Annotated in this window: 18 protein-coding genes and 2 pseudogenes; 11 read left to right on the forward strand and 9 right to left on the reverse strand. The window is 70.2% G+C overall.

The window, feature by feature from the left end; genetic code table 11:
• The 4 genes and pseudogenes from H293_RS0136225 to glgB form a co-directional block, all read left to right on the forward strand.
• Positions 1–627 (forward strand): annotated as a pseudogene (locus H293_RS0136225) (alpha-1,4-glucan--maltose-1-phosphate maltosyltransferase); the annotation flags it as partial.
• Positions 624–2,324 (forward strand): maltose alpha-D-glucosyltransferase, encoded by a 1,701-nt coding sequence (treS, locus tag H293_RS0136230; protein WP_020122706.1) that lies wholly within the window; start codon positions 624–626, stop codon positions 2,322–2,324. The pseudogene H293_RS0136225 and the gene treS, both read left to right, overlap by 4 nt.
• A gap of 96 nt (positions 2,325–2,420) precedes the next feature.
• A complete protein-coding gene (locus tag H293_RS0136235) occupies positions 2,421–3,809 on the forward strand; it encodes a maltokinase N-terminal cap-like domain-containing protein (protein ID WP_020122707.1) in 1,389 nt (462 codons plus the stop codon).
• Positions 3,810–3,842: 33 nt separating this feature from the next.
• Complete coding sequence (gene glgB, locus H293_RS0136240; RefSeq protein WP_020122708.1) at positions 3,843–6,530, forward strand: 1,4-alpha-glucan branching enzyme; 2,688 nt, start codon at positions 3,843–3,845, stop codon at positions 6,528–6,530.
• Between the two features lie 80 nt (positions 6,531–6,610).
• On the opposite strand, the gene H293_RS0136245 is transcribed toward glgB, so the two are convergent.
• The 6 genes and pseudogenes from H293_RS0136245 to H293_RS53045 form a co-directional block, all read right to left on the reverse strand.
• A complete protein-coding gene (locus H293_RS0136245) occupies positions 6,611–8,875 on the reverse strand; it encodes a HelD family protein (protein WP_078612770.1) in 2,265 nt (754 codons plus the stop codon).
• Positions 8,876–8,994: 119 nt separating this feature from the next.
• Positions 8,995–9,327 (reverse strand): thioredoxin family protein, encoded by a 333-nt coding sequence (locus H293_RS0136250; RefSeq protein ID WP_310591944.1) that lies wholly within the window; start codon positions 9,325–9,327, stop codon positions 8,995–8,997.
• Positions 9,324–9,752, reverse strand: coding sequence for a MerR family transcriptional regulator (locus H293_RS0136255; RefSeq protein ID WP_028808503.1), 429 nt, complete (start codon positions 9,750–9,752; stop codon positions 9,324–9,326). Before H293_RS0136255 ends, H293_RS0136250 begins: the two co-directional genes overlap by 4 nt.
• Positions 9,753–10,029: 277 nt before the next feature.
• Positions 10,030–10,266, reverse strand: a complete 237-nt coding sequence (locus tag H293_RS50655; protein ID WP_259294601.1) for a nucleoporin Nup84/Nup107 family protein — start codon at positions 10,264–10,266, stop codon at positions 10,030–10,032.
• An 81-nt stretch (positions 10,267–10,347) separates the two neighbouring features.
• On the reverse strand, positions 10,348–11,145 hold the full coding sequence (locus H293_RS0136265) for a DUF2127 domain-containing protein (protein ID WP_020122713.1): 798 nt from the start codon (positions 11,143–11,145) through the stop codon (positions 10,348–10,350).
• A gap of 206 nt (positions 11,146–11,351) precedes the next feature.
• Positions 11,352–12,222 (reverse strand): annotated as a pseudogene (locus tag H293_RS53045) (MFS transporter); the annotation flags it as partial.
• 110 nt (positions 12,223–12,332) lie between these two features.
• On the opposite strand from H293_RS53045, the gene H293_RS0136275 reads away from it, so the two are divergent.
• Positions 12,333–12,950 (forward strand): TetR/AcrR family transcriptional regulator, encoded by a 618-nt coding sequence (locus H293_RS0136275; RefSeq protein WP_020122715.1) that lies wholly within the window; start codon positions 12,333–12,335, stop codon positions 12,948–12,950.
• Positions 12,951–13,077: 127 nt separating this feature from the next.
• Here H293_RS0136275 and H293_RS0136280 read toward each other — a convergent pair whose 3' ends face one another.
• Entirely contained in the window at positions 13,078–14,454 is a 1,377-nt protein-coding gene (locus H293_RS0136280; protein WP_020122716.1) for a C4-dicarboxylate transporter DctA, read from the reverse strand.
• Positions 14,455–14,604: 150 nt separating this feature from the next.
• Between H293_RS0136280 and H293_RS0136285 the strand changes: the two genes are divergently transcribed.
• The 5 genes from H293_RS0136285 to H293_RS0136305 all read left to right on the forward strand — a co-directional run bounded on the left by H293_RS0136285 (position 14,605) and on the right by H293_RS0136305 (position 20,257).
• Positions 14,605–16,386 carry a sensor histidine kinase gene (locus H293_RS0136285; RefSeq protein WP_020122717.1) on the forward strand — a complete coding sequence of 594 codons (1,782 nt, stop codon included), beginning with the start codon at positions 14,605–14,607 and terminating at the stop codon, positions 16,384–16,386.
• The gene (locus H293_RS0136290) at positions 16,383–17,072 is read left to right on the forward strand and encodes a response regulator (protein ID WP_007384787.1); all 690 of its coding nucleotides are present in this window, start codon (positions 16,383–16,385) and stop codon (positions 17,070–17,072) included. Before H293_RS0136285 ends, H293_RS0136290 begins: the two co-directional genes overlap by 4 nt.
• Before the next feature lie 115 nt (positions 17,073–17,187).
• Complete coding sequence (locus H293_RS0136295) at positions 17,188–18,555, forward strand: extracellular solute-binding protein (protein ID WP_020122718.1); 1,368 nt, start codon at positions 17,188–17,190, stop codon at positions 18,553–18,555.
• Positions 18,552–19,412 (forward strand): carbohydrate ABC transporter permease, encoded by an 861-nt coding sequence (locus H293_RS0136300; protein ID WP_020122719.1) that lies wholly within the window; start codon positions 18,552–18,554, stop codon positions 19,410–19,412. The genes H293_RS0136295 and H293_RS0136300 overlap by 4 nt, the downstream gene beginning before the upstream one ends.
• Positions 19,413–19,414: 2 nt before the next feature.
• A complete protein-coding gene (locus tag H293_RS0136305) occupies positions 19,415–20,257 on the forward strand; it encodes a carbohydrate ABC transporter permease (RefSeq protein ID WP_020122720.1) in 843 nt (280 codons plus the stop codon).
• 737 nt (positions 20,258–20,994) lie between these two features.
• Here H293_RS0136305 and H293_RS0136310 read toward each other — a convergent pair.
• On the reverse strand, positions 20,995–21,453 hold the full coding sequence (locus H293_RS0136310; RefSeq protein WP_020122721.1) for a PPOX class F420-dependent oxidoreductase: 459 nt from the start codon (positions 21,451–21,453) through the stop codon (positions 20,995–20,997).
• A 178-nt stretch (positions 21,454–21,631) separates the two neighbouring features.
• Between H293_RS0136310 and H293_RS0136315 the strand changes: the two genes are divergently transcribed.
• Complete coding sequence (locus H293_RS0136315) at positions 21,632–22,336, forward strand: helix-turn-helix domain-containing protein (RefSeq protein WP_020122722.1); 705 nt, start codon at positions 21,632–21,634, stop codon at positions 22,334–22,336.
• Positions 22,337–22,357: 21 nt separating this feature from the next.
• Here the strand turns inward: H293_RS0136315 and H293_RS0136320 are convergent, their stop codons facing one another.
• Complete coding sequence (locus H293_RS0136320; RefSeq protein ID WP_020122723.1) at positions 22,358–23,383, reverse strand: ATP-dependent 6-phosphofructokinase; 1,026 nt, start codon at positions 23,381–23,383, stop codon at positions 22,358–22,360.
• Positions 23,384–23,531: the final 148 nt, after the last annotated feature.

Consider the following 23,531-nt stretch of genomic DNA (forward strand, 5'->3'; position numbering starts at 1 on the left):
GGTGAGGCGGCCTCCTACATGCGGCCGAACTTCTTCGCCAACACCCCCGACATCCTGCACGCCTTCCTCCAGCACGGCGGCCGTCCCGCGTTCGCCCTGCGCGCGGTCCTGGCCGCGACCCTCTCGCCGACCTGGGGCATCTACTCCGGCTACGAACTGGCCGAGAACACCCCGCTGCGCGAAGGCAGCGAGGAGTACCTGAACTCGGAGAAGTACCAGCTCAAGACCCGCGACTGGGACACCCCCGACTCCCTCGCCCCCTTGATCACCCAGCTCAACACCGTCAGGCGGGACAATCCGGCCCTACGGCAGTTGCGCGACCTCCACTTCCACCACGCGGACAAGGACGAAGTGATCGCGTACTCGAAGCGGAGCGGCTCGAACACGGTTCTGGTGGTCGTGAACCTCGATCCGCACCACACCCAGGAGGCCACGGTCTCGTTGGACATGCCGCAACTCGGCCTCGATTGGCACGAGTCGGTGCCGGTGCGCGACGAGCTCACCGGTGAGACCTATCACTGGGGCAGGACGAACTACGTGCGTCTCGAACCGGGCACGCGCCCCGCGCACATCCTCACCGTCCTGCGACCGTCCACCCCGCAGATCGGAGGGTCACCCACAATATGATCGTCAACGAGCCCGTCCACGACACCTTCGAGGACACCCCGGCCAAGGACCGTGACCCGGACTGGTTCAAGCGGGCGGTGTTCTACGAGGTCCTCGTCCGCTCCTTCCAGGACAGCAACGGCGACGGCGTCGGCGACCTCAAGGGCCTGACCGCCAAGCTGGACTACCTCCAGTGGCTGGGCGTGGACTGCCTGTGGCTGCCGCCCTTCTTCAAGTCACCTCTGCGAGACGGCGGTTACGACGTCTCGGACTACACCGCCGTCCTCCCGGAGTTCGGTGACCTCGCCGACTTCGTGGAGTTCGTCGACGCCGCCCACCACCGCGGCATGCGCGTGATCATCGACTTCGTCATGAACCACACCAGCGACCAGCACCCCTGGTTCCAGGAGTCCCGCAAGGACCCCGACGGCCCCTACGGCGACTACTACGTGTGGGCGGACGACGACAAGCAGTACCAGGACGCGCGGATCATCTTCGTCGACACCGAGGCCTCCAACTGGACCTTCGACCCGGTCCGCAAGCAGTACTACTGGCACCGCTTCTTCTCCCACCAGCCGGACCTCAACTACGAGAACCCGGCGGTCCAGGAGGAGATCATCTCCGCCCTGCGGTTCTGGCTGGACCTGGGCATCGACGGCTTCCGCCTCGACGCCGTGCCGTACCTGTACCAGCAGGAAGCCACCAACTGCGAAAACCTTCCGGCAACCCACGAGTTCCTCAAGCGGGTCCGCAAGGAGATCGACGCGTCCTACCCGGACACGGTCCTGCTGGCGGAGGCGAACCAGTGGCCCGAGGACGTCGTCGACTACTTCGGCGACTACGAGGCCGGCGGCGACGAGTGCCACATGGCCTTCCACTTCCCGGTCATGCCGCGCATCTTCATGGCGGTCCGCCGCGAGTCCCGCTACCCGGTCTCGGAAATCCTCGCCAAGACCCCCGCGATCCCCGCCGGCTGCCAGTGGGGCATCTTCCTGCGCAACCACGACGAGCTCACCCTCGAAATGGTGACCGACGAGGAACGCGACTACATGTGGGCCGAGTACGCGAAGGACCCACGGATGCGCGCCAACATCGGCATCCGCCGCCGGCTCGCCCCGCTCCTCGACAACGACCGCAACCAGATCGAGCTCTTCACCGCGCTGCTCCTGTCGCTCCCCGGCTCGCCGATCCTCTACTACGGCGACGAGATCGGCATGGGCGACAACATCTGGCTCGGCGACCGGGACGCCGTCCGGACCCCGATGCAGTGGACACCGGACCGTAACGCAGGCTTTTCCTCCTGTGACCCCGGGCGGCTCTATCTGCCGACCATCATGGACCCGGTCCACGGCTATCAGGTCACCAACGTCGAGGCGTCGATGGCGTCGCCCTCCTCGTTGCTGCACTGGACGCGCCGGATGATCGAGATCCGTAAGCAGAACGCCGCCTTCGGCCTCGGCTCGTACACCGAGCTCCCGTCGTCGAACCCGGCGGTGATCGCGTTCCTGCGGGAGTACGAGGACGACCTGGTCCTGTGCGTGCACAACTTCTCCAGGTTCGCGCAGCCGACGGAACTCGATCTGAGCGCCTTCAACGGACGGCACCCGGTCGAGCTGTTCGGTGGGGTGCGGTTCCCGGCCATCGGTGATCTGCCGTACTTGCTGACGCTCGGCGGGCACGGGTTCTACTGGTTCCGGCTCCGCAAGGACGCCGCATAACCGACGAGGACCCGGGCGGGGCGGTTTCCACCGCCCCGCCCGGGGCACGCATCAGTAACACCCCGACCAGCCAGCCCGGGGAAAGGACGCCACGCCATGTCGGAAGCCGTCACCCGTACCGCCACGACAAGTCCAGGCCTCCTCGCCTCACTGGACCCACTCCTGCGCGAGTGGCTGCCGCGGCAGCGCTGGTTCGCGGGCAAGGGGCGCCCGGTCACCGGCTTCTCGCTGGTGGAGGCCACCGAGCTGCTGCCGCCCACCGCCAAGCTCGGTCTGTACCACCTGCTGGTCCGCGCCCACCAGCCGCTCACCGTGGGCGCCCCGCCGCACCCGGGGGACTGCTACCAGCTCCTCATAGGCGTGCGCGAGGCGCTGCCGCCCCGGCTGGCGCCCGCGCTGATCGGCCATGTCGAGGAGGGCCCGCTCGCCGGGCGTACCGCGTACGACGCCCTCCACGACCCACTGCCCGCCGAACTGCTCCTGGAGGCGATCCGCTCCGGGAGCCGGATCGGCGGGCTGCGTTTCGAACGGGACCCTGACCAGGAGATCCGGGAGGGTCTGGTGGCCCGGGTGATGACCGCCGAGCAGTCCAACTCGTCGATCGTCTACGGAGATACGTTCATCCTGAAACTCCTGCGCCGGATCGTGCCCGGCGTCAACCCCGACCTGGAGCTGCCGCTGGCGCTGGCCCGCGAGGGCTGCCCCCGGGTGCCCGCGCCCACGGGGTGGCTGCGGGCGGAGCTGGCGGGAGAGCCGTACACCCTCGGAGTGCTCCAGCCCTTCGTGCAGGGTGCTTCGGACGGCTGGGAGCTGGCCCTGCGGGAGCTCGCCAAGGGCGAGGACTTCAGCGCCGAGGCGCACGCGCTCGGACGGGCCACCGCCGAGGTGCACACCGCGCTCGCCCGGAGCCTGCCGACCGTGACACTGGGCCACCAGCAGCTCCAGTTGCTGGTCGACGGCATGATCGAGCGGCTGGAGGCGGCCGTGCAGGCGGTCCCCGCGCTGCGGCCGCACGCGCCGGGCCTGCGCTCCGCCTTCACCGCGCTGGGCGACCTCTCCTCCGAGGGCCGCACCTGGACCGCGCAGCGCATCCACGGCGACCTCCACCTCGGCCAGTGTCTGCGCTCGGCCGCCGGGCACTGGTCGCTGATCGACTTCGAGGGCGAGCCGTCCAAGCCGCTCTCCGAACGCCGTCTGCCGCAGCCCACGGCCCGGGACGTCGCCGGGATGCTGCGCTCCTTCGACTACGCGGCACACTCGACCGACCTGCCGGTACCGGGCTGGGCCGAGGCGTGCCGGGCCGCGTACTGCTCCGGATACGCCGAGGTCAGCGGCGTGGACCCGCGGACCGATCCGGTGCTGCTGCGTGCGTATGAGACCGACAAGGCGATCTACGAGGTCGTCTACGAGGCCCGGCACCGCCCGGACTGGCTGCAGGTGCCGATGGCCGCGGTCGCGCGGTACGCGTCGTCCGACCTGATCTGACCCGACCTGACCTTCGCCAAGGAGGCTCCGCCAGTGACCCCCCGCCCCACCCCCAGCGGTTCGGACCCGAAGAAGACTGCGAAGAAGAAGGCCGCGGAGAAGGCAGTGACCAAGAAGGCGTCGGCGCAGAAGGCGGAGCCGGTGGCCAAGAAGGCCCCCGCGAAGAAGGCGGCCGCCGCCAAGACGGCTGTCGGCGCGGCGGCGGCGGAAACGGCGCGTGCCGTGAAAGCCGGTGCCGAGAAGGTCGGCGCCGAAGCAACCGGTGCCGTGAAAGCCGTCGCCAAGAGGGGCGGCGCCGGAAAGGCCGTGGCCAAGAAGGCCGGCGCCGAGAAGGCCGTGGCCAAGAAGGCATTGGTCAGGGAGGCGGCCGTAGACAAACCTGTCGTGAAGAAGGCCGCCGCGAAGAAGGCCGCGGCGAAGAAGGGGGCCGCCAAGAAGGTGACCACCAAGACCGCGGCGCCGAAGCCGACCGGTGTGAACCCCGCGGTGGAGCCGGCAGCCCCCGCCCCCGCCCCGCCGCCGGAGGCACCCGTCTCCCCCGCCATGGACGCCGCCGACCGGGACCGGCTGCGCGCCGGCACCCACCACAATCCGCACGGCGTGCTGGGAGCCCACCCGGTGCCCGGCGGGGTGGCCTTCCGGGTGTTCCGCCCCTACGCGCTGGGCGTCACGGTCGTGGCCGGGGACGTGCGGGCCGAACTGCAGGACGACGGCGACGGCTTCTTCTCCGGCCTGCTGCCGCAGCGGGAGATCCCCACCTACCGGCTGCTCGTAGCGTACGAGGAGACGGTCCAGGACACGGAGGACGCGTACGCCTTCCTGCCCGCGCTCGGCGACCTCGACCTGCATCTGATCGGCGAGGGCCGGCACGAGCAGCTGTGGACGGCGCTGGGCGCGCAGCCCATGACCCACCAGGGCGTGACGGGGACCCGCTTCACGGTGTGGGCGCCGAACGCGCGCGGTGTGCGGGTGGCAGGCACCTTCAATTTCTGGGACCCCTCGGCGTTCGCGATGCGCTCGCTCGGCTCCACCGGGGTCTGGGAGCTGTTCGTGCCCGGTGTAGGCGAGGGCGAGCTGTACAAGTTCGAGATCACCCGCCCCGACGGCTCCAAGACCCTGCGCGCGGACCCGCTGGCCCGCCGCACCGAGGTCCCGCCCAAAACCTCCTCGATCATCCACACCTCGCACTACGAGTGGCAAGACCAGGAGTGGCTGGCGAACCGGGCGGCCGGCGCCCCGGCGCACGAGGCTCCCTTCTCGGTCTACGAGATCCATCTCCCGTCCTGGCGACCGGGTCTGACGTATCGTCAGCTCGCCGAGCAGCTGCCCGCCTACGTCAAGGACCTGGGCTTCACCCACGTCGAGCTGATGCCGGTCGCCGAGCACCCCTTCGGCGGCTCCTGGGGCTACCAGGTCACCGGCTTCTACGCGCCCACGGCACGTCTGGGCACCCCCGACGACTTCAAGTACCTCGTCGACGCGCTCCACCAGGCCGGGATCGGCGTCCTGATGGACTGGGTGCCGGCCCACTTCCCGCGCGACGACTGGGCGCTCGCCGAGTTCGACGGCCGCACCCTGTACGAGCACGAGGACCCGCTCCGCGCGGCCCACCCCGACTGGGGCACGCTGGAATTCGACTACGGACGCCGGGAGGTGCGCAACTTCCTGGTCGCCAACGCCGTGTACTGGTGCGAGGAGTTCCACATCGACGGCCTGCGGGTCGACGCGGTCGCCTCGATGCTCTACCTCGACTACTCGCGCGAGCCCGGCCAGTGGATCCCCAACGTGCACGGCGGCCGGGAGAACCTGGACGCGGTGGACTTCCTCCAGGAGATGAACGCGACCGTCTACCGCCGGGTGCCGGGCGTGGTGACGATCGCGGAGGAGTCCACGGCCTGGGACGGCGTGACGCGCGCGACGCACCACATGGGCCCGGGCGGCTTCGGCGGCCTCGGCTTCGGCCTGAAGTGGAACATGGGCTGGATGCACGACTCACTGGACTACATGGCCCACGAGCCGGTGCACCGCAAGTACCACCACCACGAGATGACGTTCTCGATGGTGTACGCGTACAGCGAGAACTACGTCCTGCCGATCTCCCACGACGAGGTCGTCCACGGCAAAGGCTCACTGGTCTCGAAGATGCCGGGCGACTGGTGGCAGCAGCGCGCCAACCTCCGCGCCTACCTGGCCTTCATGTGGGCGCATCCCGGCAAGCAACTCCTGTTCATGGGCCAGGAGTTCGCCCAGGGCGCCGAGTGGTCGGAGGCCCACGGCCCCGACTGGTGGCTGCTCGACCCGGCATACGGCGCCGAGGCGGACCACCGGGGCGTCCGCGACCTGGTCCGCGACCTGAACGTCGTCTACCGCCACACCCCGGCCCTGTGGCAGCGCGACACGGACCCCTCGGGCTTCCAGTGGATCGTGGGCGACGCCGCGGAGGACAACGTCTTCGCCTTCCTGCGGTACGACGCGGAGGGCATCCCCCTGCTGTCGGTGTCCAACCTCGCCCCGGTGGTCCGCCCCGGCTACCGCCTGGGCGCCCCGGACGACGTCCCGGCCTGGGTGGAGTCCCTGAACACGGACGCCGCAGGGTACGGCGGCGGCGACGTGACCAACCCGGAGATCGTGAAGCCGGACCCGCAGAGCTGGCACGGCCGCCCGGCCAGCCTCCAGGTGACGCTGCCGCCCCTGGCCACGGTGTGGCTGCGCCCGGCCTGAACCGGAACACCGGAGCGGACCCGTGGGGTCCGCTCCGGGCCGCCGGGGCATCCTCGCAAGGCCATGGTGACCTATGACGCTCAGGTGGTGACCAGCGCCTTCGGCAGCCGGCCCGTGTGCAGCACGCCCAGCCGCTGGGTGGCGCGGGTCAGCGCCACATACAGGTCACTCGTGCCGTAGAGGCCCGGCTCGACCACGAGCACGGAGTCGAATTCGAGCCCCTTCGACTGCCGGGGGTCGAGGAGTACGACGGTGTGCGTCAGGTCCGGTTCCGCGCCCGCCGTCACCCCGTCGAGGCGGGCCGCGAGCCTGCGGTGCAGATGGCGGGGGGCGATGACCGCGAGCCGGCCCTCGGCGGGGGTCAGCTCCTTCACCGCCTCCGCGACCGCGCCGGGCAGGTCGTCGGTGGCCCGCACCCATGGCCGCACCCCTGTCGACCGCACCGAGCTCGGCGGCTCGAAGCCGGGGTCGGAGGCGCGCACCACGGCCGCCGCGAGCTCCATGATCTCGGCCGGGGTGCGGTAGTTGACGCCCAGCCGCGCGTGCTCCCAGCGGTCCTGGACGTACGGCTGAAGGATCTTCTGCCACGAACCCACGCCCGCCGCCTCCGCGGTCTGCGCCGGGTCGCCGACCAGGGTCATCGAGCGGGTCGGGCTGCGCCGCATGAGCAACCGCCAGGCCATCGGCGACAGTTCCTGCGCCTCGTCGACGATGATGTGCCCGAACGCCCAGGTGCGGTCGGCCGCCGCGCGCTCGGCGGCGCTGCGGTGGTCGTCCTCCTCCTGCCGCTCGGCGAACCGCTCGGCGTCGATGATGTCGTGCGCGGACAGGACCTCGGAGTCCTCCTCGTCCTTGTCGTCGAACTCGTAGGTGCGCGAGGCATACGACACATCGAGCACCCCCTGCGCGTACGCGACCTGGTTCTCACGCTCGCGCTCGGCCCGGGCCCGCGCCAACCGCTCGTCCACACCGAGGAGTTCGGCCGCCTCGTCGAGCAGGGGTACGTCCGCCACGGTCCAGCCCCGGGTCACCGGGCGGCGGATGGCGGCCGCGTCCTCGTCGGGGAGGTGGCCGACCGGATCGGCGAGGAAGTCCGCGACCAGCCGCTGCGGGGTCAGACGTGGCCACAGCTGGTCGATGGCGGCCCAGACCTCGGGGTTCTCGGCGAGTTCGTCGCGGATCTGCGTGATGTCGCTCGGGTCCAGCAGATTCGTCCCGTCGAAGGGGTCCGTGCCGATACGTTCGGCGACCATGTCGGTGAGCGTGTTGAGGATGTGGCCCTCGAAGTGCTCACGGGCGACGTTGTGCGGCAGCCGGGCGGCGCGGGTCTTCTCGCGGGCGACCTTGACCAGGCCGTCGTCGAGCATGAGGATCTCGCGGTCGTGCTCGATCGCGATCACCGGGTCGGGCAGCGCCTGCCAGTCGCGTACGACGTCGGCGAGGACGTCCGCCATGGCCGCGCGCCCCTTCACCGCGGCCGCGGCACGGCTGTCGGTCGCCGTCGCCTTCACCCCGGGGAAGAGCTCCCCGACCGTCGCGAGGAGCACACCGGTCTCGCCCAGCGAGGGCAGCACCTCGCCGATGTAGCCGAGGAAGGCCGGGTTGGGGCCGACGATCAGCACGGCCCGCTTGGCCAGCAACTCCCGGTGTTCATAGAGGAGATAGGCGGCCCGGTGCAGGGCGACGGCCGTCTTGCCGGTGCCAGGGCCGCCCTCCACCACCAGCACTCCGCGGTGCGGGGCGCGGATGATCTCGTCCTGCTCGGCCTGGATGGTCTGCACGATGTCGCTCATGCGTCCGGTGCGCGCGGTGTTGAGCGCGGCGAGCAGGACGGCGTCGCCGGTCGGGTCCTCGTGGCCGGTCCGTTCCTGATCGCCCAGGTCGAGGATCTCGTCGTGCAGGTCGGTCACCCGGCGGCCCTCGGTGCCGATGTGCCGGCGGCGGCGCAGGCCCATCGGGGTGTGCCCGGTGGCCAGGTAGAAGGGGCGGGCGACGTCGGCCCGCCAGTCGATGAGGATCGGGGTGCGGTCGGCGTCCTCGCGGCGCAGTCCGATCCGGCCGATGTGATGAGTGGTGCCCGAGGTGAAGTCGATCCGGCCGAAGCAGAGGGAACCGTCGACCGCGTTCAGCGCGGCCAGCAGACCCGAGCGCTCGGCGACCAGGATGTCCCGCTCCAGCCGGGCCTGCATCGGGGTGTTGCCCTGGCCGAGCGCGTCCGTGACGGACGCCTCGGTGTCGCCGCGCAGGGCGTCCACATGTGCGTACAGGCCGTCGATGAATTCCTGTTCCTGCCGCAATTCATCGTCCGGAAAACCGGTGTTTGACAATTCCACTCCCGCCCGGATATACTGTGCTCACTGAACTTCTTTGCGACCCGATAATTTTGAAGTCGCGAATCATTGAATATACGCAAAGAAATCCCCCGAGCGCAATCGCTCGGGGGATTTCTGTGTATTGCGCGGGCTCACAGGACGTCGGTCAGCTCCTCCAGCAGCCGCCGCTTGGGCCTCGCCCCCACCATCGACCGCACGGGCTCCCCGTCCCGGAACACCATGAAGGTGGGCATCGACAGCACCTTGTAGGCGTTCGTGGTCAGCGGATTGGTGTCGACGTCCAGCTGGACGACCTTGAGCCGCTCCCCCTCCTCCGCGGCGAGAGCCGTGAGCACCGGCCCCATCTGCCGGCACGGCGGACACCAGTCGGCGGTGAACTCCACCAGCACCGGCAGCGGTGCGCCGAGCACCTCCGTATCGAAGTCCGCGTCCGTCACCTCGGCCACGCCTGCTGCTCTGATCACCTGTGGTCCCCTCCCAGTTCGCACACCGGCTCCGGACCGCCCGGAACCTCCGCGTCGGCGGCCAGCTCGGCACGCGCCCGCTCGGCCCGCTCCAGCTGCTGCCCGACCTGGGCGCGCACGGCCTGCAACTCACCGATCAGCGCGTCCAGTTCACCGAGCTTGCGCCGGTAGACCGCGAGCGAGGCGGGACACGAGTCGCCCTCGGGATGACCGGCCCGCAGACACTCCACGAAGGGCCGCGTCTCCTCCAGGTCGAACCCGAAGTCCTGGAGCGTCCGGATCTGCCGGAGCAGCTTCAGGTCGTCCTCGTCGTAGGTCCGGTATCCGTTGTGCCCGCGCCGCGCGGGCAGCAGCCCCCGCGCCTCGTAGTAGCGCAGCGTCCGCGTCGTGGTTCCGGCCCGTGCGGCCAGCTCGCCGATTCGCATGCCCATGAACGTAGCCCTTGACGCCGACGTCAAGGCAAGAGCGCGTTGGGCTCGCGCCCGTTCGACGTCGCCGTCGGCCAGGACTGCCGCACCCCGCGCAGGCGGCGAGCGGCCCTGCGGCCCCATAGGGCCGCGCATTCCTCGACGCCCATTACGGCGGGGGAAAGCGCCGGGCGGAGTCCGCTTCCTCGACCGAACCCCGAATTTCCCTATTCACGGCGGAGTGGTGCGAGGCACTCGATGGATGCCCGGCCCGAGCGCCCCACCCGCTCCCGCGTCACCGGGGAGCCGTGACCCCCGTCCACGGCTCCCCGGTGCGCTCCGCCCACTCCCGGGCCGCTTCCGGGCGGCCGGTGAGCATTAGGAGCAGGGAGGTGACGGGACCGCGGATCTCCCCGGCGGCCCCGCGCGTCCATGCGATGTCGGTGGCGACGAGCCGCGCCTTCGGCAGGGGCCAGGGGCGGGGCGGGAACCGCATGGTCCACACCCGCTCGGCGGCGTCCCGGGCGGCCACCGGCGGCACCGGGCGCTTACGGCCGAAGCCCGGTTCCGGGTCCTTCGGGCTCGGAACGCAGGCCTCAGCGTTCGGAACGGCTCACGGCTGTCGAGACCCCTGACCGGATGCGCTGACCTGACGCAGCCCGCCCGCCTCCTCGACCTCCAGCAGCGACGCGCTCTGCCGTTCCTCCTCGAAGGCCCGGTGGCCGCCGCGCAGGCCGAACAGGCGCTTGGCCAGGAGGATGTAGAGGACGGCGAGGATGTTGAGGAGCAGCGTGGCGATCTTCAGCCAGCTGATGCGCTCGGTGAGTTCGTAGATCTCCAGCGGGAGGAACGCGGCGGTCGCGACCACCGTCAGGTACTCCGCCCAGCGCTTGGCGTACCAGAGGCCGACCGCCTCGACGAGTTCGATCAGGGCGTACGCCAGCAGCAGCACGGCCACCAGGACAAGGGTGCTGTGCTTGTACCCGAAGGTCTTCTGGACGGTGTCGACGATCGGCGAGTGGTCGAGGTCGTAGTGGAAGTGCCGGAACACCGGCCGGAAGACGTCCAGATACTCGTCGAAGAGCCGGCGCACCGCGTCCTGGCTGTTGCTGAACTTCCACACCGCCACCGCGGCCAGCACGATGAACACCCCGCGCACCGCCCGTTCGATCGCGAGGAAGCGAAGGATGAACAGGTCCCTGAGCACCTTGCCGCGCGGCACGAGGGGCGCGTGGTCCGCGGGTCCCGAGCCGTGCGGCTCACCGAGGGCGAAGTCGCCGCAGCGCAGGCAGCGCCACGCCCCGCCCAGGGCGGTCTCGGCGTACAGCCGGTCCCTGAGGCGGGGTTCGTCCGGCGCGTACGTCACATGGCCGCGACGCGCGCAGGTCCGCCGGTCCCAGTCGATCTTCATCCCCCGTGCGCCTCCGATGACAAAGCGTGCCGTCCGGGGACGGCACGCTAGTGGGGCCGGGTAAGAGTTCGGTGAGTCAGCGGGTGCCGACCAGCTCCTTCGCCTCCTCGGCCTCGGAAGCGGGCTCCGCGGTCTTGCGGCCGGGCAGCAGCACCGCGACCAGTACCGTGCCGACGCCCAGCACGATCGCTCCGACCAGGCTGGTGTGCGACGGCGAGGTTGGCGCCCGCGAAGCCGCGGTCGGTGAAGCGGCGGACGTCGACGACGGGGCGCGGGTGGCGCAGCTCCCGGGCGACGAAGAGCGCGAGCCCGACGCCCGCGACCACCGCGGCGGCGATCGCCTTGGCGTGCCAGCCGAAGTGCGGGCCTTCGATGATCATGCAGACCAGCGCGCCGATCCACACGACCGACAGCAGACCGCCGACGTAGTCGATACGCCCGTGCTTCGCGGCCTTGGACGGCGGGACGAGGACGAGGGCGGCGACCAGCGCCACGGCCGCGATCGGGACGTTGATCAGGAACGTCGACGTCCAGGCGTGGTGCTCCAGGAGCGCGCCCGCGACGAGCGGCCCGGCGGCGATCGCCACACCCGAGGTGGCGGTCCACACGGTGATCGCCTTGGCGCGCTCACCGCGCGGGAAGGTCGCGGCGAGCAGGGACAGCGTGGCCGGCATGATCATCGCGGCGCCGGTGCGCACCACCGCGCGAGCCGCGATGACGGTCGTGGCGCTGTCGGCGAAGAAGCCGAAGACCGAGCCGCCGCCGAAGACCCCGAGGCCCAGCAGGAGCGCGCCGCGGCGGCTGTACTTGTCGCCGATCGCACCGAACAACAGCATCAGGGCGGCGTACGGAACGGTGTAGCCGTCGATGACCCTCCCCCACTGCCTTAAGGGGGTGCCCCCAGCGGTCGGCGCTGGACAGGCCGAGGTCCTCGGTCATGCCGGGGGCCGCGACCGTGAGGGCGGTGTTCGCCATCACGATGATCAGCAGGCTGACGAAGAGGACGAGGAGTGCCCACCAGCGGCGGGCGTAGGGACGCTCCATCTTCTCGACCGGTTCGGCCATGACGAGTCGCATGGCAGAGGCGGCCTTCCTCAGCGGACTTGCACAGTGATGTGCATTCGCTCAACACCGTGCAATGTGCGCCTGTTGCACAGCGCTGTGCAAGTTCAGCCGGGAGGGGCACAATGGCGCCCATGACCACGGGCCACTCCAGTCGCGCCGACGCCAACCGACGCCGCATCCTCGACATCGCACTCGCCGAACTGCTGCGCGACCCCGACGCGTCCATGGACCAGATCGCGCGCGCCGCCGGTGTCGTACGGCGGACCGTGTACGGCCACTTCCCGAGCCGTGAGGCGCTGATCGGCACGCTCGTCGACGGGGCCGTGGAGGCGGTGGCGGCCGCGCAAGCGGCGGGACGGGCGGAGAGCGAGGACCTGGCGCAGGCCGTCGCGGGCTCCGTGCTCGCGGTCTGGAAGGTCGCCGACCGCTATCGCATCCTGGTCGCGCTCGCCCAGCGCAGCGTCACGGTGCAGGGCATCCGCGAACGGCTCGCCCCCGTGCGGGACGCCTGCACCGAACTGCTCCAGCGCGGCCTGGACGAGGGCGTCTTCGTCTCACCGCTGCCCGCGCCCGCGCTGGCCTACGTCCACGAGCGGATGATGTTCGCGGTGATGGAGGCGGTGAACGACGGGCTGCTGGACGCGGAGGAGGCGGGCCGCTCCACCGCGGTCACCGTTCTGACCGCGGCGGGCGTACCCGCCTCTCTGGCCACCGCGCTGGTGGCGAAACTGAGCGACTGAACCTTTGGAGGAAATGAGCCCGGGCGTACGGGGGAGTACCCGGCCGCCCGGGGCGGGAGCCGGGCCCGGGTTCAGGTCGGGCCCGGCTCGGCTCTGTGTGGCCCTTAGGCCACGGCTGTGCGGCCCCTCAGGCCTTGGCCAGCTCCTTCTCGCCGCCCTGCTCGGGGATGTCCGCCGTGACCTCGGCGTCGTCGTGGTCGAGGAGGGTCTTCTCGTCGAAGGGCAGGTGACCGGCGAGCACCTGGTCGACGCGCTCGCGGTCGATCTCCTTGGTCCAGGTGCCGATCAGGACGGTGGCGACGGCGTTGCCCGCGAAGTTGGTCAGGGCGCGCGCCTCGCTCATGAAGCGGTCGATGCCGACGATCAGGCCGATGCCGTCCACCAGGGCGGGCTTGTGCGACTGGAGACCGCCGGCCAGGGTCGCGAGACCGGCGCCGGTGACACCTGCGGCGCCCTTCGAGGCGACGAACAGGAAGAGCAGCAGCGGGATCTGCTCACCGATCGACATCGGCGTGCCCATGGCGTCGGCGATGAACAGCGAGGCCATGGTCATGTAGATCATGGTGCCGTCGAGGTTGAAGGAGTAGCCGGTCGGGACCGTGATGCCGACGACCGGCTTGCTGACGCCCAGGTGCTCCATCTTCGCGATCAGCCTCGGCAGCGCGGACTCGGAGGACGAGGTCGACAGGATCAGCAGGAACTCACGGCCCAGGTACTTGAAGAGCGTGAGGATGTTCAGGCCCGCGATGATCCGCAGCAGGGTGCCGAGCACGATGATGACGAACAGGAAGCAGGTGATGTAGAAGCCGACCATCAGGAGCGCGAGGTCCTTGAGCGCGTCCACGCCCGCGGAACCGACGACGGCGGCCATCGCGCCGAAGGCACCGATCGGGGCGGCCCACATCACCATGGCGAGGATGCGGAAGACGAGCCGCTGGATGTGCTCGACACCGCGCAGGACCGGCGCTCCGGCCGGACCCATGGCCTGCAGCGCGAAACCGGCGAGCAGGGCGATCAGCAGGGTCTGGAGGACCTCGCCCTCGGTGAAGGCGGAGACGAACGTGGTCGGGATGATGCCGAGGAGGAACTCGGTGGTGTCCTTGGCCTCCGCGTCGACCTGCGCGTGGCCGACGTCCTTGACCGCGTCGGTCACGGCGAGGCCGGTGCCCGGGTCCAGGATGTTGCCGACGACCAGGCCGATGCCCAGCGCGACCAGCGACATGATCGTGAAGTAGACCAGCGCGATACCGCCGACGGCGCCGACCTTGGCGGCCTTCCGTACCGATCCGATACCGAGGACGATCGTGCAGAAGATGATCGGCGAGATCATCATCTTGATCAGGTTCACGAACCCGGTGCCGATCGGCTTCAGCTCGACCGCGAAGTCGGGTGCGACCAGGCCGACGGTGATACCCAGGGCAACCGCGACGATCACCGCGATGTACAGGTAGTGAGTGCGGTCCTTTTTGACTGCGGGTGCCGTATCGGGGGTGCTGGCGGCCACGGCTGCCCTCCTTGACGTCTTCGTCGGATGACCGGCGTGCGGCTCACGTCCGGGCTTTTGAAGGAATGCCGTGACTATCTCCCGCCCTGTGAGGGCGGTCACCCTTCCGTTCATTTAGTTCACAATCAGCCAGGGAGGCAGACTGACACCATGCGCATCCCCGTACCGAGACCCCGGAGCCTCGCGGCCCAGCTCTTCGCCATGCAGGCGGTGCTGATCGCCGTGGTCGTGGCGGGATACGCGCTGTTCACATACGTCAGTGACCGGGGCCAGGCCGAGGACGCGGCGCGCAGCCAGGCCAGGGCCGTGGCGCGGGCGGTCGCGGACTCGCCGTCCGTGCGGGAGGCGATCGGTACGCCGAAGCCGACGGTCGAACTTCAGCCGTACGCCCTCAGGGTGATGGCCGACACCGGGGTCGACTTCGTCACGATCATGAGTCCGCAGGGCATCCGCTGGACCCACCCCGACCCGGACCAGATCGGCAGGCACTTCCTCGGCAACACCGAGCGGGCCCTCAAGGGCGATACCTTCACGGAGACCTACACCGGCACGCTGGGCGCCTCGGTGCGGGCGGTCACCCCGGTCAAGGACGACGACGGGAAGGTCATCGGCCTGGTCAGCGCCGGCATACAGGTCGCGAAGATCAGCGAGCGGGTGCAGGGCCAGCTCACCGCCCTGCTCGCGGTCGCGGGCGGCGCTCTCGCGCTCGGCGCCATCGGCACCTACGTCGTCAACGCCCGCCTGCGCCGCCACACCCACGGCATGAACGCGGCCGAGCTCAGCAGGATGCACGACTACCACCAGGCCGCCCTGCACGCGGTACGCGAGGGGCTGCTGATGCTGGACGGGCAGTACCGTGTCGCGCTGATCAACGACGGGGGACGGGAGTTGCTGGGGGTGTCCTCGCAGGACCAGGTGATCGGGCGGTCGGTGGCGGACCTCGGGCTGCCGGCACCGCTGACGGGTGCGCTGCTCTCCTCGGAGCCACGCGTCGACGAGGTCCATCTGACGTCCACGCGCGTCCTGGTCGTCAACACCTCCCCGGTCTCCGGCGGAGAGCAGCGCGGCACCGTGGTCACCCTTCGCGATGTGACCGAACTCCAGTCCCTGATGGGTGAGTTGGACTCCGAGCGGGGCTTCACCCAGGCGCTGCGCTCCCAGGCCCACGAGGCGGCGAACCGGCTGCACACCGTCGTCTCCCTGATCGAGCTGGGCCGCGCGGAACAGGCGGTGGACTTCGCGACCGCCGAACTGGAGCTGGCGCAGGCGCTGACCGACCAGGTCGTGGCGGCGGTCGGCGAGCCGGTGCTGGCCGCCCTGCTGCTTGGCAAGACCGCGCAGGCGAACGAGCGGGGTGTGGAGCTGGTCGTGTCGGAGGACAGCCGGCTGGACGACGGGTTGCTGCCGGAGAGCCTTCCCGCCCGGGACCTGGTCACGATCCTCGGCAACCTCATCGACAACGCGGTGGACGCGGCGCAGGGCAGCGTGCGGGCGCGGGTGACGGTGACGGCTTACGCAGCGGGCACAGCGGACACGGCCGGCCGCGGGCTGGTCCTGCGGGTCGCCGACACCGGCGCGGGCGTCGACCCGGCCCACGCCGAGGCGGTCTTCCAGCGCGGCTTCTCGACGAAGCCGGCGGGACCGGGCGGGCGGGGGCTGGGCCTCGCACTCGTACGCCAGACGGTCAACCGCTGCAAGGGAACCCTGACCGTGGCGGAGGCGGAGGGTGGCGGCGCCGAGTTCGAGGTGCGACTCCCACTCGGGGACCAGGAGGTACGGGGCCCTGTCGGGGACCAGGAGGTACGGGTCCCCGCCGGAGGCCAGGAGGTACGGCTCCCCACCGGGGACCAGGCCACGCCCCCGGACGGCCCCCCGATCCCCCTCGGGCCCCCGGCCCCCGACGGTGCCAAGGTTCCCGGAGGCGATGTATGACCACCTCGCAGCCCATCCGTGTGCTGGTCGTCGAGGACGATCCGGTCGCCGCCGACGCGCATGTCCTGTACGTCAACCGGGTCCCCGGCTTCACGGCCGTCGGCAAGGCCCACACCGGTGCCGAGGCCCGGCGTCTGCTGGACCGTACGGCCGTCGACCTGCTCCTGCTCGATCTGCATCTGCCGGACGGGCACGGCCTCCAGCTGGCCCGTTCGCTGCGCGCGGCCGGGCATCAGGCGGACGTGATAGCGGTGACGTCGGCCCGGGACCTGACGGTCGTGCGGGAGGGCGTCTCGCTGGGGGTCGTGCAGTACGTACTGAAGCCGTTCACCTTCGCCACCCTGCGGGACCGGCTGATCCGGTACGCGGAGTTCCACGCCTCGGCCGGTGAGGCGAGCGGTCAGGACGAGGTGGACCGCGCGCTGGCCACGCTCCGGGCGCCGGGCCCGGCCGCCCTCCCCAAAGGGCTCAGCTCACCGACGCTGGAGCGGGTGACGGTGGCCCTGCGGGACTGCGCGGAGGGGCTCACGGCGACCGGTCTGGCCGAGGTGGTCGGCATCTCCCGGATCACGGCCCGCCGCTACCTGGAGCATCTGGTCGACGCGGGCCGGGCGGCCCGCAGCCCGCAGTACGGGACGGTGGGCCGGCCGGAGTTGCAGTACCGGTGGGTCAAGGGGCAGCAGTAGGTCCAAGGGCCCGCAACGGCCAAGCCGTGCACGCTCATTGACCTGACTAGACCACTCCTCCTACCGTCACCGGGCAACCACCCCGCGCCACCACGACGTGAGCCCGCAGGAGGTCATGCCCGTGCGCCCCACCGCCGCTAGGACCGCCTTTCTCGCCACCGCCCTCGCCCTCGCCGCATCCGCCCTCACCGCCTGCGGCGGCGGTTCCGGCAGTGATCCGGACACCGTGAGGATCTCGTTCAAGCAGTCCACGGACAACTCGATCCACGTGATGGACGACTATCTCGCGGACATCAAGAAGCAGTTCGAGAAAGCGAACCCGGGCAAGAAGGTCGAGCTCGTCCCGATCAAGGCCCCGGACTCGGAGTACTACACCAAGCTCCAGCAGATGCTCCGCTCCGCGAAGACCGCGCCCGACCTGGTCTACGAGGACACCTTCCTCATCAACTCCGACATCACCAGCGGGTACTTGAAGCCGCTCGACCCCTACCTCGCCAAGTGGCCGGACTGGAACCGGTTCATCGACACCGCGAAGGCCGCCGCCAAGGCCGAGGACGGGAAGACGTACGGCGTCCCGGACGGGACGGACACCCGCGGGCTCTGGTTCGACAAGGGGATCTTCGCCAAGGCCGGGCTGCCCGCGGACTGGCAGCCGAAGACCTGGGACGAGGTGCTCGACGCGGCCCGCACCATCAAGCGCAGGGTCCCGGACGTCACGCCCCTCAACGTCTACACCGGCAAACCCGCGGGCGAGGCCGCCACCATGCAGGGCTTCGAGATGCTGCTCTACGGGACCGAGGACCGGCTGTACGACGACTCCGCCAAGAAGTGGATCGCCGGCAGTCAGGGCTTCGAGGACGCCCTCTCCTTCGTCGAAACGGTCTACCGGGAGAAGCTCGGCCCGGACGTCTCCACCGCCCTCGACCCCAACATCCAGACCATCGTCCGCGGTGACCTGCTTCCCAAGGGCAAGCTCGGCATCGACCTGGACGGCTCCTGGCTCCCGCAGGACTGGCTGCCCGGCAGCGGTCACGAATGGCCCGAGTGGTCCCGCGAGTTGGGGCTCGCGTACATGCCGACCCAGCACGGGCAGGACCCCGGCAAGGTGAGCATGTCCGGCGGCTGGACCTGGTCGGTACCGGCCAAGGCGGGCAACCCCGATCTCGCCTTCGAGTTCGTGAAGACCATGCAGACCAAGGCCAACGCGCAGAAGTGGTACGTCGCCAACTCCGGTATCTCCGTACGCGAGGACGTGGCCGCGGACCCGGCGTACGCCAAGGCCCAGCCCGGCATCAAGTTCTTCACCGACCTGGTCGCGAGCACCCACTACCGGCCCGCGTACCCGGCGTATCCGAGGGTCTCCACCGCGATCCAGGAGGCGATGGAGGGCGTGACGACCGGGGACGTCTCCGTCGAGGACGCGGCCAGGAAGTACGACGACTCGCTCAAGGAGGCCACGGACAACCAAGTGATCGAAAAGTGACCCCGCGCTCCCTCACCCGCGCCCTCCCCCTCACCCCCGCGCTCGTCCTGCTGCTCCTCTTCCTGGCCGGGCCGATCGCCTACTGCGCCTGGATCGCCTTCACCGACCTGCAGTTGACCGGCCAGGCCGAGTCGTCGTTCGTCGGCTTCGAGAACTTCCGTACGGCCTTCCGCGACGAGGGGTTCCTCAACGCGGTATGGCTGACGCTGGTGTTCACGGTCGTGTCCTCGCTGCTCGGGCAGAACACGCTGGGTCTGGCGCTCGCTTCGCTGATGCAGCGCGCCTCGAAGCCCGTGCGCACGCTCACGGGTGGCATCGTCATCACGGCGTGGGTCCTCCCCGAGGTGGTCGCGGGCTTTCTCCTCTACGCCTTCTTCCGCAAGGAGGGCACCCTGAACGCCCTGCTCGACCTGCTCCATCTCCCGTCCCAGAACTGGCTGTTCACGCTGCCGATCCTGGCGGTGTCCTTCGCGAACGTGTGGCGGGGCACGGCCTTCTCGATGCTGGTCTACTCGGCGGCGCTGAACGAGATCCCGAAGGAGATCACGGAGGCCGCCGAGGTCGACGGCGCGGGTGGCTGGCGCCGGATGTGGCACATCACCCTGCCCATGATCCGGCGTTCCATCGGTACGAACCTGATGCTGAACACCCTCCAGACGCTGTCGGTGTTCGGGCTGATCTGGGTGATGACCAGGGGCGGTCCGGGCGACAAGAGCCAGACCCTGCCCCTGTTCATGTACGAGCAGGCCTTCCAGAACAGCATGATCGGCTACGGCACCGCGGTGGCCCTGCTGCTGCTCCTGGTGGGGTCCGTCTTCTCCGTGGTCTACATGCGCCTGCTGCGCACGGAGGTGTGAGGGTGGCCGTGACACCTCTCGCCGACCGCCGCCGCAACCGCCGACTGGCAGCCGACGCGGGGCTGTTGACGGTCGCGGCCGCGTTCGTGCTGCCGCTCGCCTGGGTGGTCCTGTCGGCGCTGGACCCGCGTGCCGACCTGCGGGTGAAGATCCCCGACGGTGTGACGCTCGGGAACTTCAACGCGATCCTGACCTCGGAGATCACCTTCACGCCGTTGCTCAACAGCCTGATCCTGTGCGGTGGGGCGACCTTGCTGACGGTGGTCTGCGCGGCCCTCGCGGCCTATCCGCTGTCCCGCTTCCGCTCCCGCCTCAACCGGCCGTTCCTGCTGTCGATCCTCTTCGCGACCAGTCTGCCCATCACGGCGATCATGGTCCCGGTGTACGCGCTGTTCGTGCAGGTCGACCTGATCGACACCCTCCAGGGCACGATCCTGTTCTTCGCCGCCTCCCAACTGCCGTTCGCCATCTGGCTGATGAAGAACTTCATGGACGGCGTGCCGAAGGAACTGGAGGAGGCGGCCTGGACGGACGGCGCGGGTTCCCTCCAGTCCCTGCTCCGGATCGTGCTGCCGCTCATGGGCCCGGGAGTCGCGGTCGTGACCGTCTTCTCCTTCGTCATGATGTGGGGCAACTTCTTCGTCCCGTTCATGCTGCTGCTCACCCCGGACCAGATGCCGGCGTCCGTCAGCATCAACGAGTTCTTCGGCAACCGCGGATTGGTGGCCTACGGCCAGCTCGCCGCGTTCTCGATCGTCTACTCGACCCCGGTGATCCTGCTGTACGTACTGGTCGCGCGACGGTTGGGAGGCGGGTTCGCACTGGGCGGCGCGGTCAAGGGGTGACGCGGGGATCACGGCCTCGGCGTCCGAAGTCCCACGCCCCGAAAGGAGACGTGCCGAGCCCGGCACGGGCCCCCACAGCCCTGTTCGGATGAACCCGGATCTGGAGACGAGCGCGTTCTGCTGAGTCGGCCGGGACACCGGCCCAGGAAGCGGGCACCGACTGCCAGGTGCCGCCGGGGTTCACCTGGGTTGCGACCGGCCGCTGAGCCGCCCGACCGGCAGCCGGCCCCCAGAGGCCGGCACGGGCCGACGGGCCCGCACAGCCCTGCTCCGGCCGACCCGGACCTGAAGACGGGCACGTTCCACGAAGTCGGCCGGGACACCGGCCCAGGGTAGAAAAGGGTGACTACCGGGTGCCGGCGGAATCCACCGGGAGTCACCCGGTCGCTGAGCCTGCCCGACCTGCAGCCGGCCCCCGAGCCAGGCGCGGGCGACGCGGGCCGGCACAACCCCGCTCAGGCCGACGCAGACCTGAAGACGGGCTGTCCCACGAAGGCGGGGCGCCGGCCCACGGAGCGGGGGTTGCGACCCGGTCGGGCAGCGGGCTCCGGAGCCGACCGGGGGGCACGGGCCCGCGCAGACCTGCAACGGGTGGACCCGGACCCACAGACGGGCACGTTCCACGAAGTCGGCCGGGGCGCCGGGACCCAGGGTGCAGGGGGCCGGGTTCCGACGGGGGCCACCCGGTCGCCGAGCCGCCCGACCGGCAGGTGCGAGGAGGCCCCGGCCGCGCGCCCTCACTCCTCCCGCAGCACCCCGGGACGGAACGGTTCCACGCCCACCACCCTGCGCACCCGCACCGGCTCGATCAGGAGCATCACCCGGCGCTCCCCCGCGAGCAGCCACGGGTACCGCTCCTCGCCGATGTACTTCCGGGTGAGCCTGTCCATGGAGCGCTCCGCCTCCTCGCCCTCCACGAAGCGCACCACCCGGCCCCGGATCTCCACGCGGTCGTAGGGGTTCTCGGGGTCGTGGTGGGAGAGGGAAACGTTCGGATTGCGCCGCAGGTTTTCCTCCTTCACGCGTCCGATCGCCGTGTTGACCATGACGAACTCACCTTCGAGGTCCGCCCACATGGGCGAGACCTGCGGCGCGCCGTCCGGACCGACCGTCGCGAGGTGCCAGAAGTTCGGCGCCAGCAGCCGCTCGCGAATATGCCCCTCTACCTTGCCATTCACTTCGTACACGAAGATCACACCTCTTTCCGGCCCCCCGTCCGGGCACCCGGCGCCATCCTCGTCACCACCCCCGCACCCCCGACAGACGATCTTCGGCCAGCCCGAACCCACGGCCGAAACCGTAGGTTCATACAATCCGTGATCCTGGCCGAACAGACCGTAGTCATCGCACTCCGGCACCCCTAGCTTGTGGGCCGTGCGCCGACCCCCCGCCCTGCCGAACCAGCCCGGACCGCCCTTCGACAACCTCACCGCCCGCAGACTCCGTGTCGCTCTCGGCATGGGTCCCGAGCACGTGGCCTACGGGCTGCGCGTCTCGTACGGGCTCCCCTACGTCACCCCGGATCTCGTGCTCGCCTGGGAGCGCGGGATCGTCTGTCCCACCAGTCCGGAACTCACGGCTCTGTCGGGCGTGTTGTGGTGCTCCCCCGGTGAACTCATCGGCCGCCCCCGCACCCTGCGCGAACACCGGGTGGCGCGCGGCATCGCCCCCGAGGACGTGGCCCGTGCCGTGGGCCTGGAACTGCTCGTCTACCTCGGCATGGAGGAGCGCGACGAGTGGCGCGGCACCGACCGCCAGTCCGCCGCCCTCGCCGATCTGCTGGAGCTGACCCTGCCGGACTTCGTCGCCGTCACGGGACGCGAGAAGCGGCTCGCCGAATGCCTGCGCGGCGCGGTCAGCACCCGCTGGCAGGCCTACGTCCGTCAGGTGGCGAAGATCGTGCCCCTGGACCGGCGCCTGGTGGAGGAGACCCTGATGGATCTGCACCGGCAGTACCAGGGGCAGATGGTGTCGACCCTGAGCTGGGGCGGGAGTGGCGAACGCTCCGGCGAGGCCGGCCAGGAGTTCCTGGACGACATCGTGGAACGGTTCTGGGACGCGGTCGAGAGCCGGCCGTAGAACCGGAACCGCCGACCGGGTCTAGAAGACCGACTCGGCCTCGTCCATCCGGTCCTTGGGGACCGTCTTCAGCTCGGTGACCGCCTCCGCGAGCGGCACCATCACGATGTCGGTGCCCTTGAGCGCGGTCATCCTGCCGAACTCTCCCCGGTGCGCGGCCTCCACGGCGTACCAGCCGAAGCGGGTGGCGAGGACCCGGTCGTACGCGGTGGGGACGCCGCCGCGCTGGACATGGCCGAGGATGACCGGCTTGGCCTCCTTGCCGAGGCGGCGTTCCAGTTCGTACGCCAGGGCCGTGCCGATGCCCTGGAAGCGCTCGTGGCCGAACTTGTCGATCTCGCCCATGCCGTAGTCCATGCTGCCCTCGGCGGGGTGGGCGCCCTCGGCGACGCAGACCACGGCGAACTTCTTGCCGCGGGCGAAGCGCTCCTCGACCATCTTGACCAGGTCGGCCGGGTCGAAGGGGCGCTCGGGCAGGCAGATGCCGTGGGCGCCGGCGGCCATGCCGGACTCCAGGGCGATCCAGCCCGCGTGCCGGCCCATGACCTCGACGACCATCACGCGCTGGTGGGACTCGGCGGTGGTCTTGAGGCGGTCCATGGCCTCGGTGGCGACACCGACGGCGGTGTCGAAGCCGAAGGTGCGGTCGGTGGAGGAGATGTCGTTGTCGATCGTCTTCGGGACGCCGACGACCGGGAGACCGGCGTCGAACAGCATGCGGGCGGCGGTGAGCGTGCCCTCGCCGCCGATCGGGATCAGCGCGTCGATGCCGAACTGGTGGATCATGTCGGAGGCGCTCTCGCACGCCTCGCGCAGTCGGTCGCGCTCCAGCCGGGAGGAGCCGAGGATGGTGCCGCCGCGGGCCAGGATGCCGCTGACGCTGTCCAGGTCGAGGGCGCGGTAGCGGCCGTCCAGGAGGCCGGAGTAGCCGTCCTCGAAGCCGATGACCTCGTCGCCGTAGTGGTCGACCGCGCGGTGCACGACCGACCGGATCACTGCGTTCAGGCCGGGGCAGTCTCCGCCTGCGGTGAGAACTCCGATGCGCATCGTGCTGTGTCTCCTGCTCGCTGTTGATACCGGGGAGCCAGGTTCCGATTCTTTCACGTCCCGCAGAGGACCGTCGCATCCCGTGCTGGCGGGCGCCTTATCGATCGACCGGGGTACTGTCAAGAGGGTTTCCGCTCACCTCGGTGGG

Source organism: Streptomyces canus 299MFChir4.1 (assembly GCF_000383615.1).
In the GTDB taxonomy this organism is placed as follows: Bacteria; Actinomycetota; Actinomycetes; order Streptomycetales; family Streptomycetaceae; genus Streptomyces; species Streptomyces canus_C.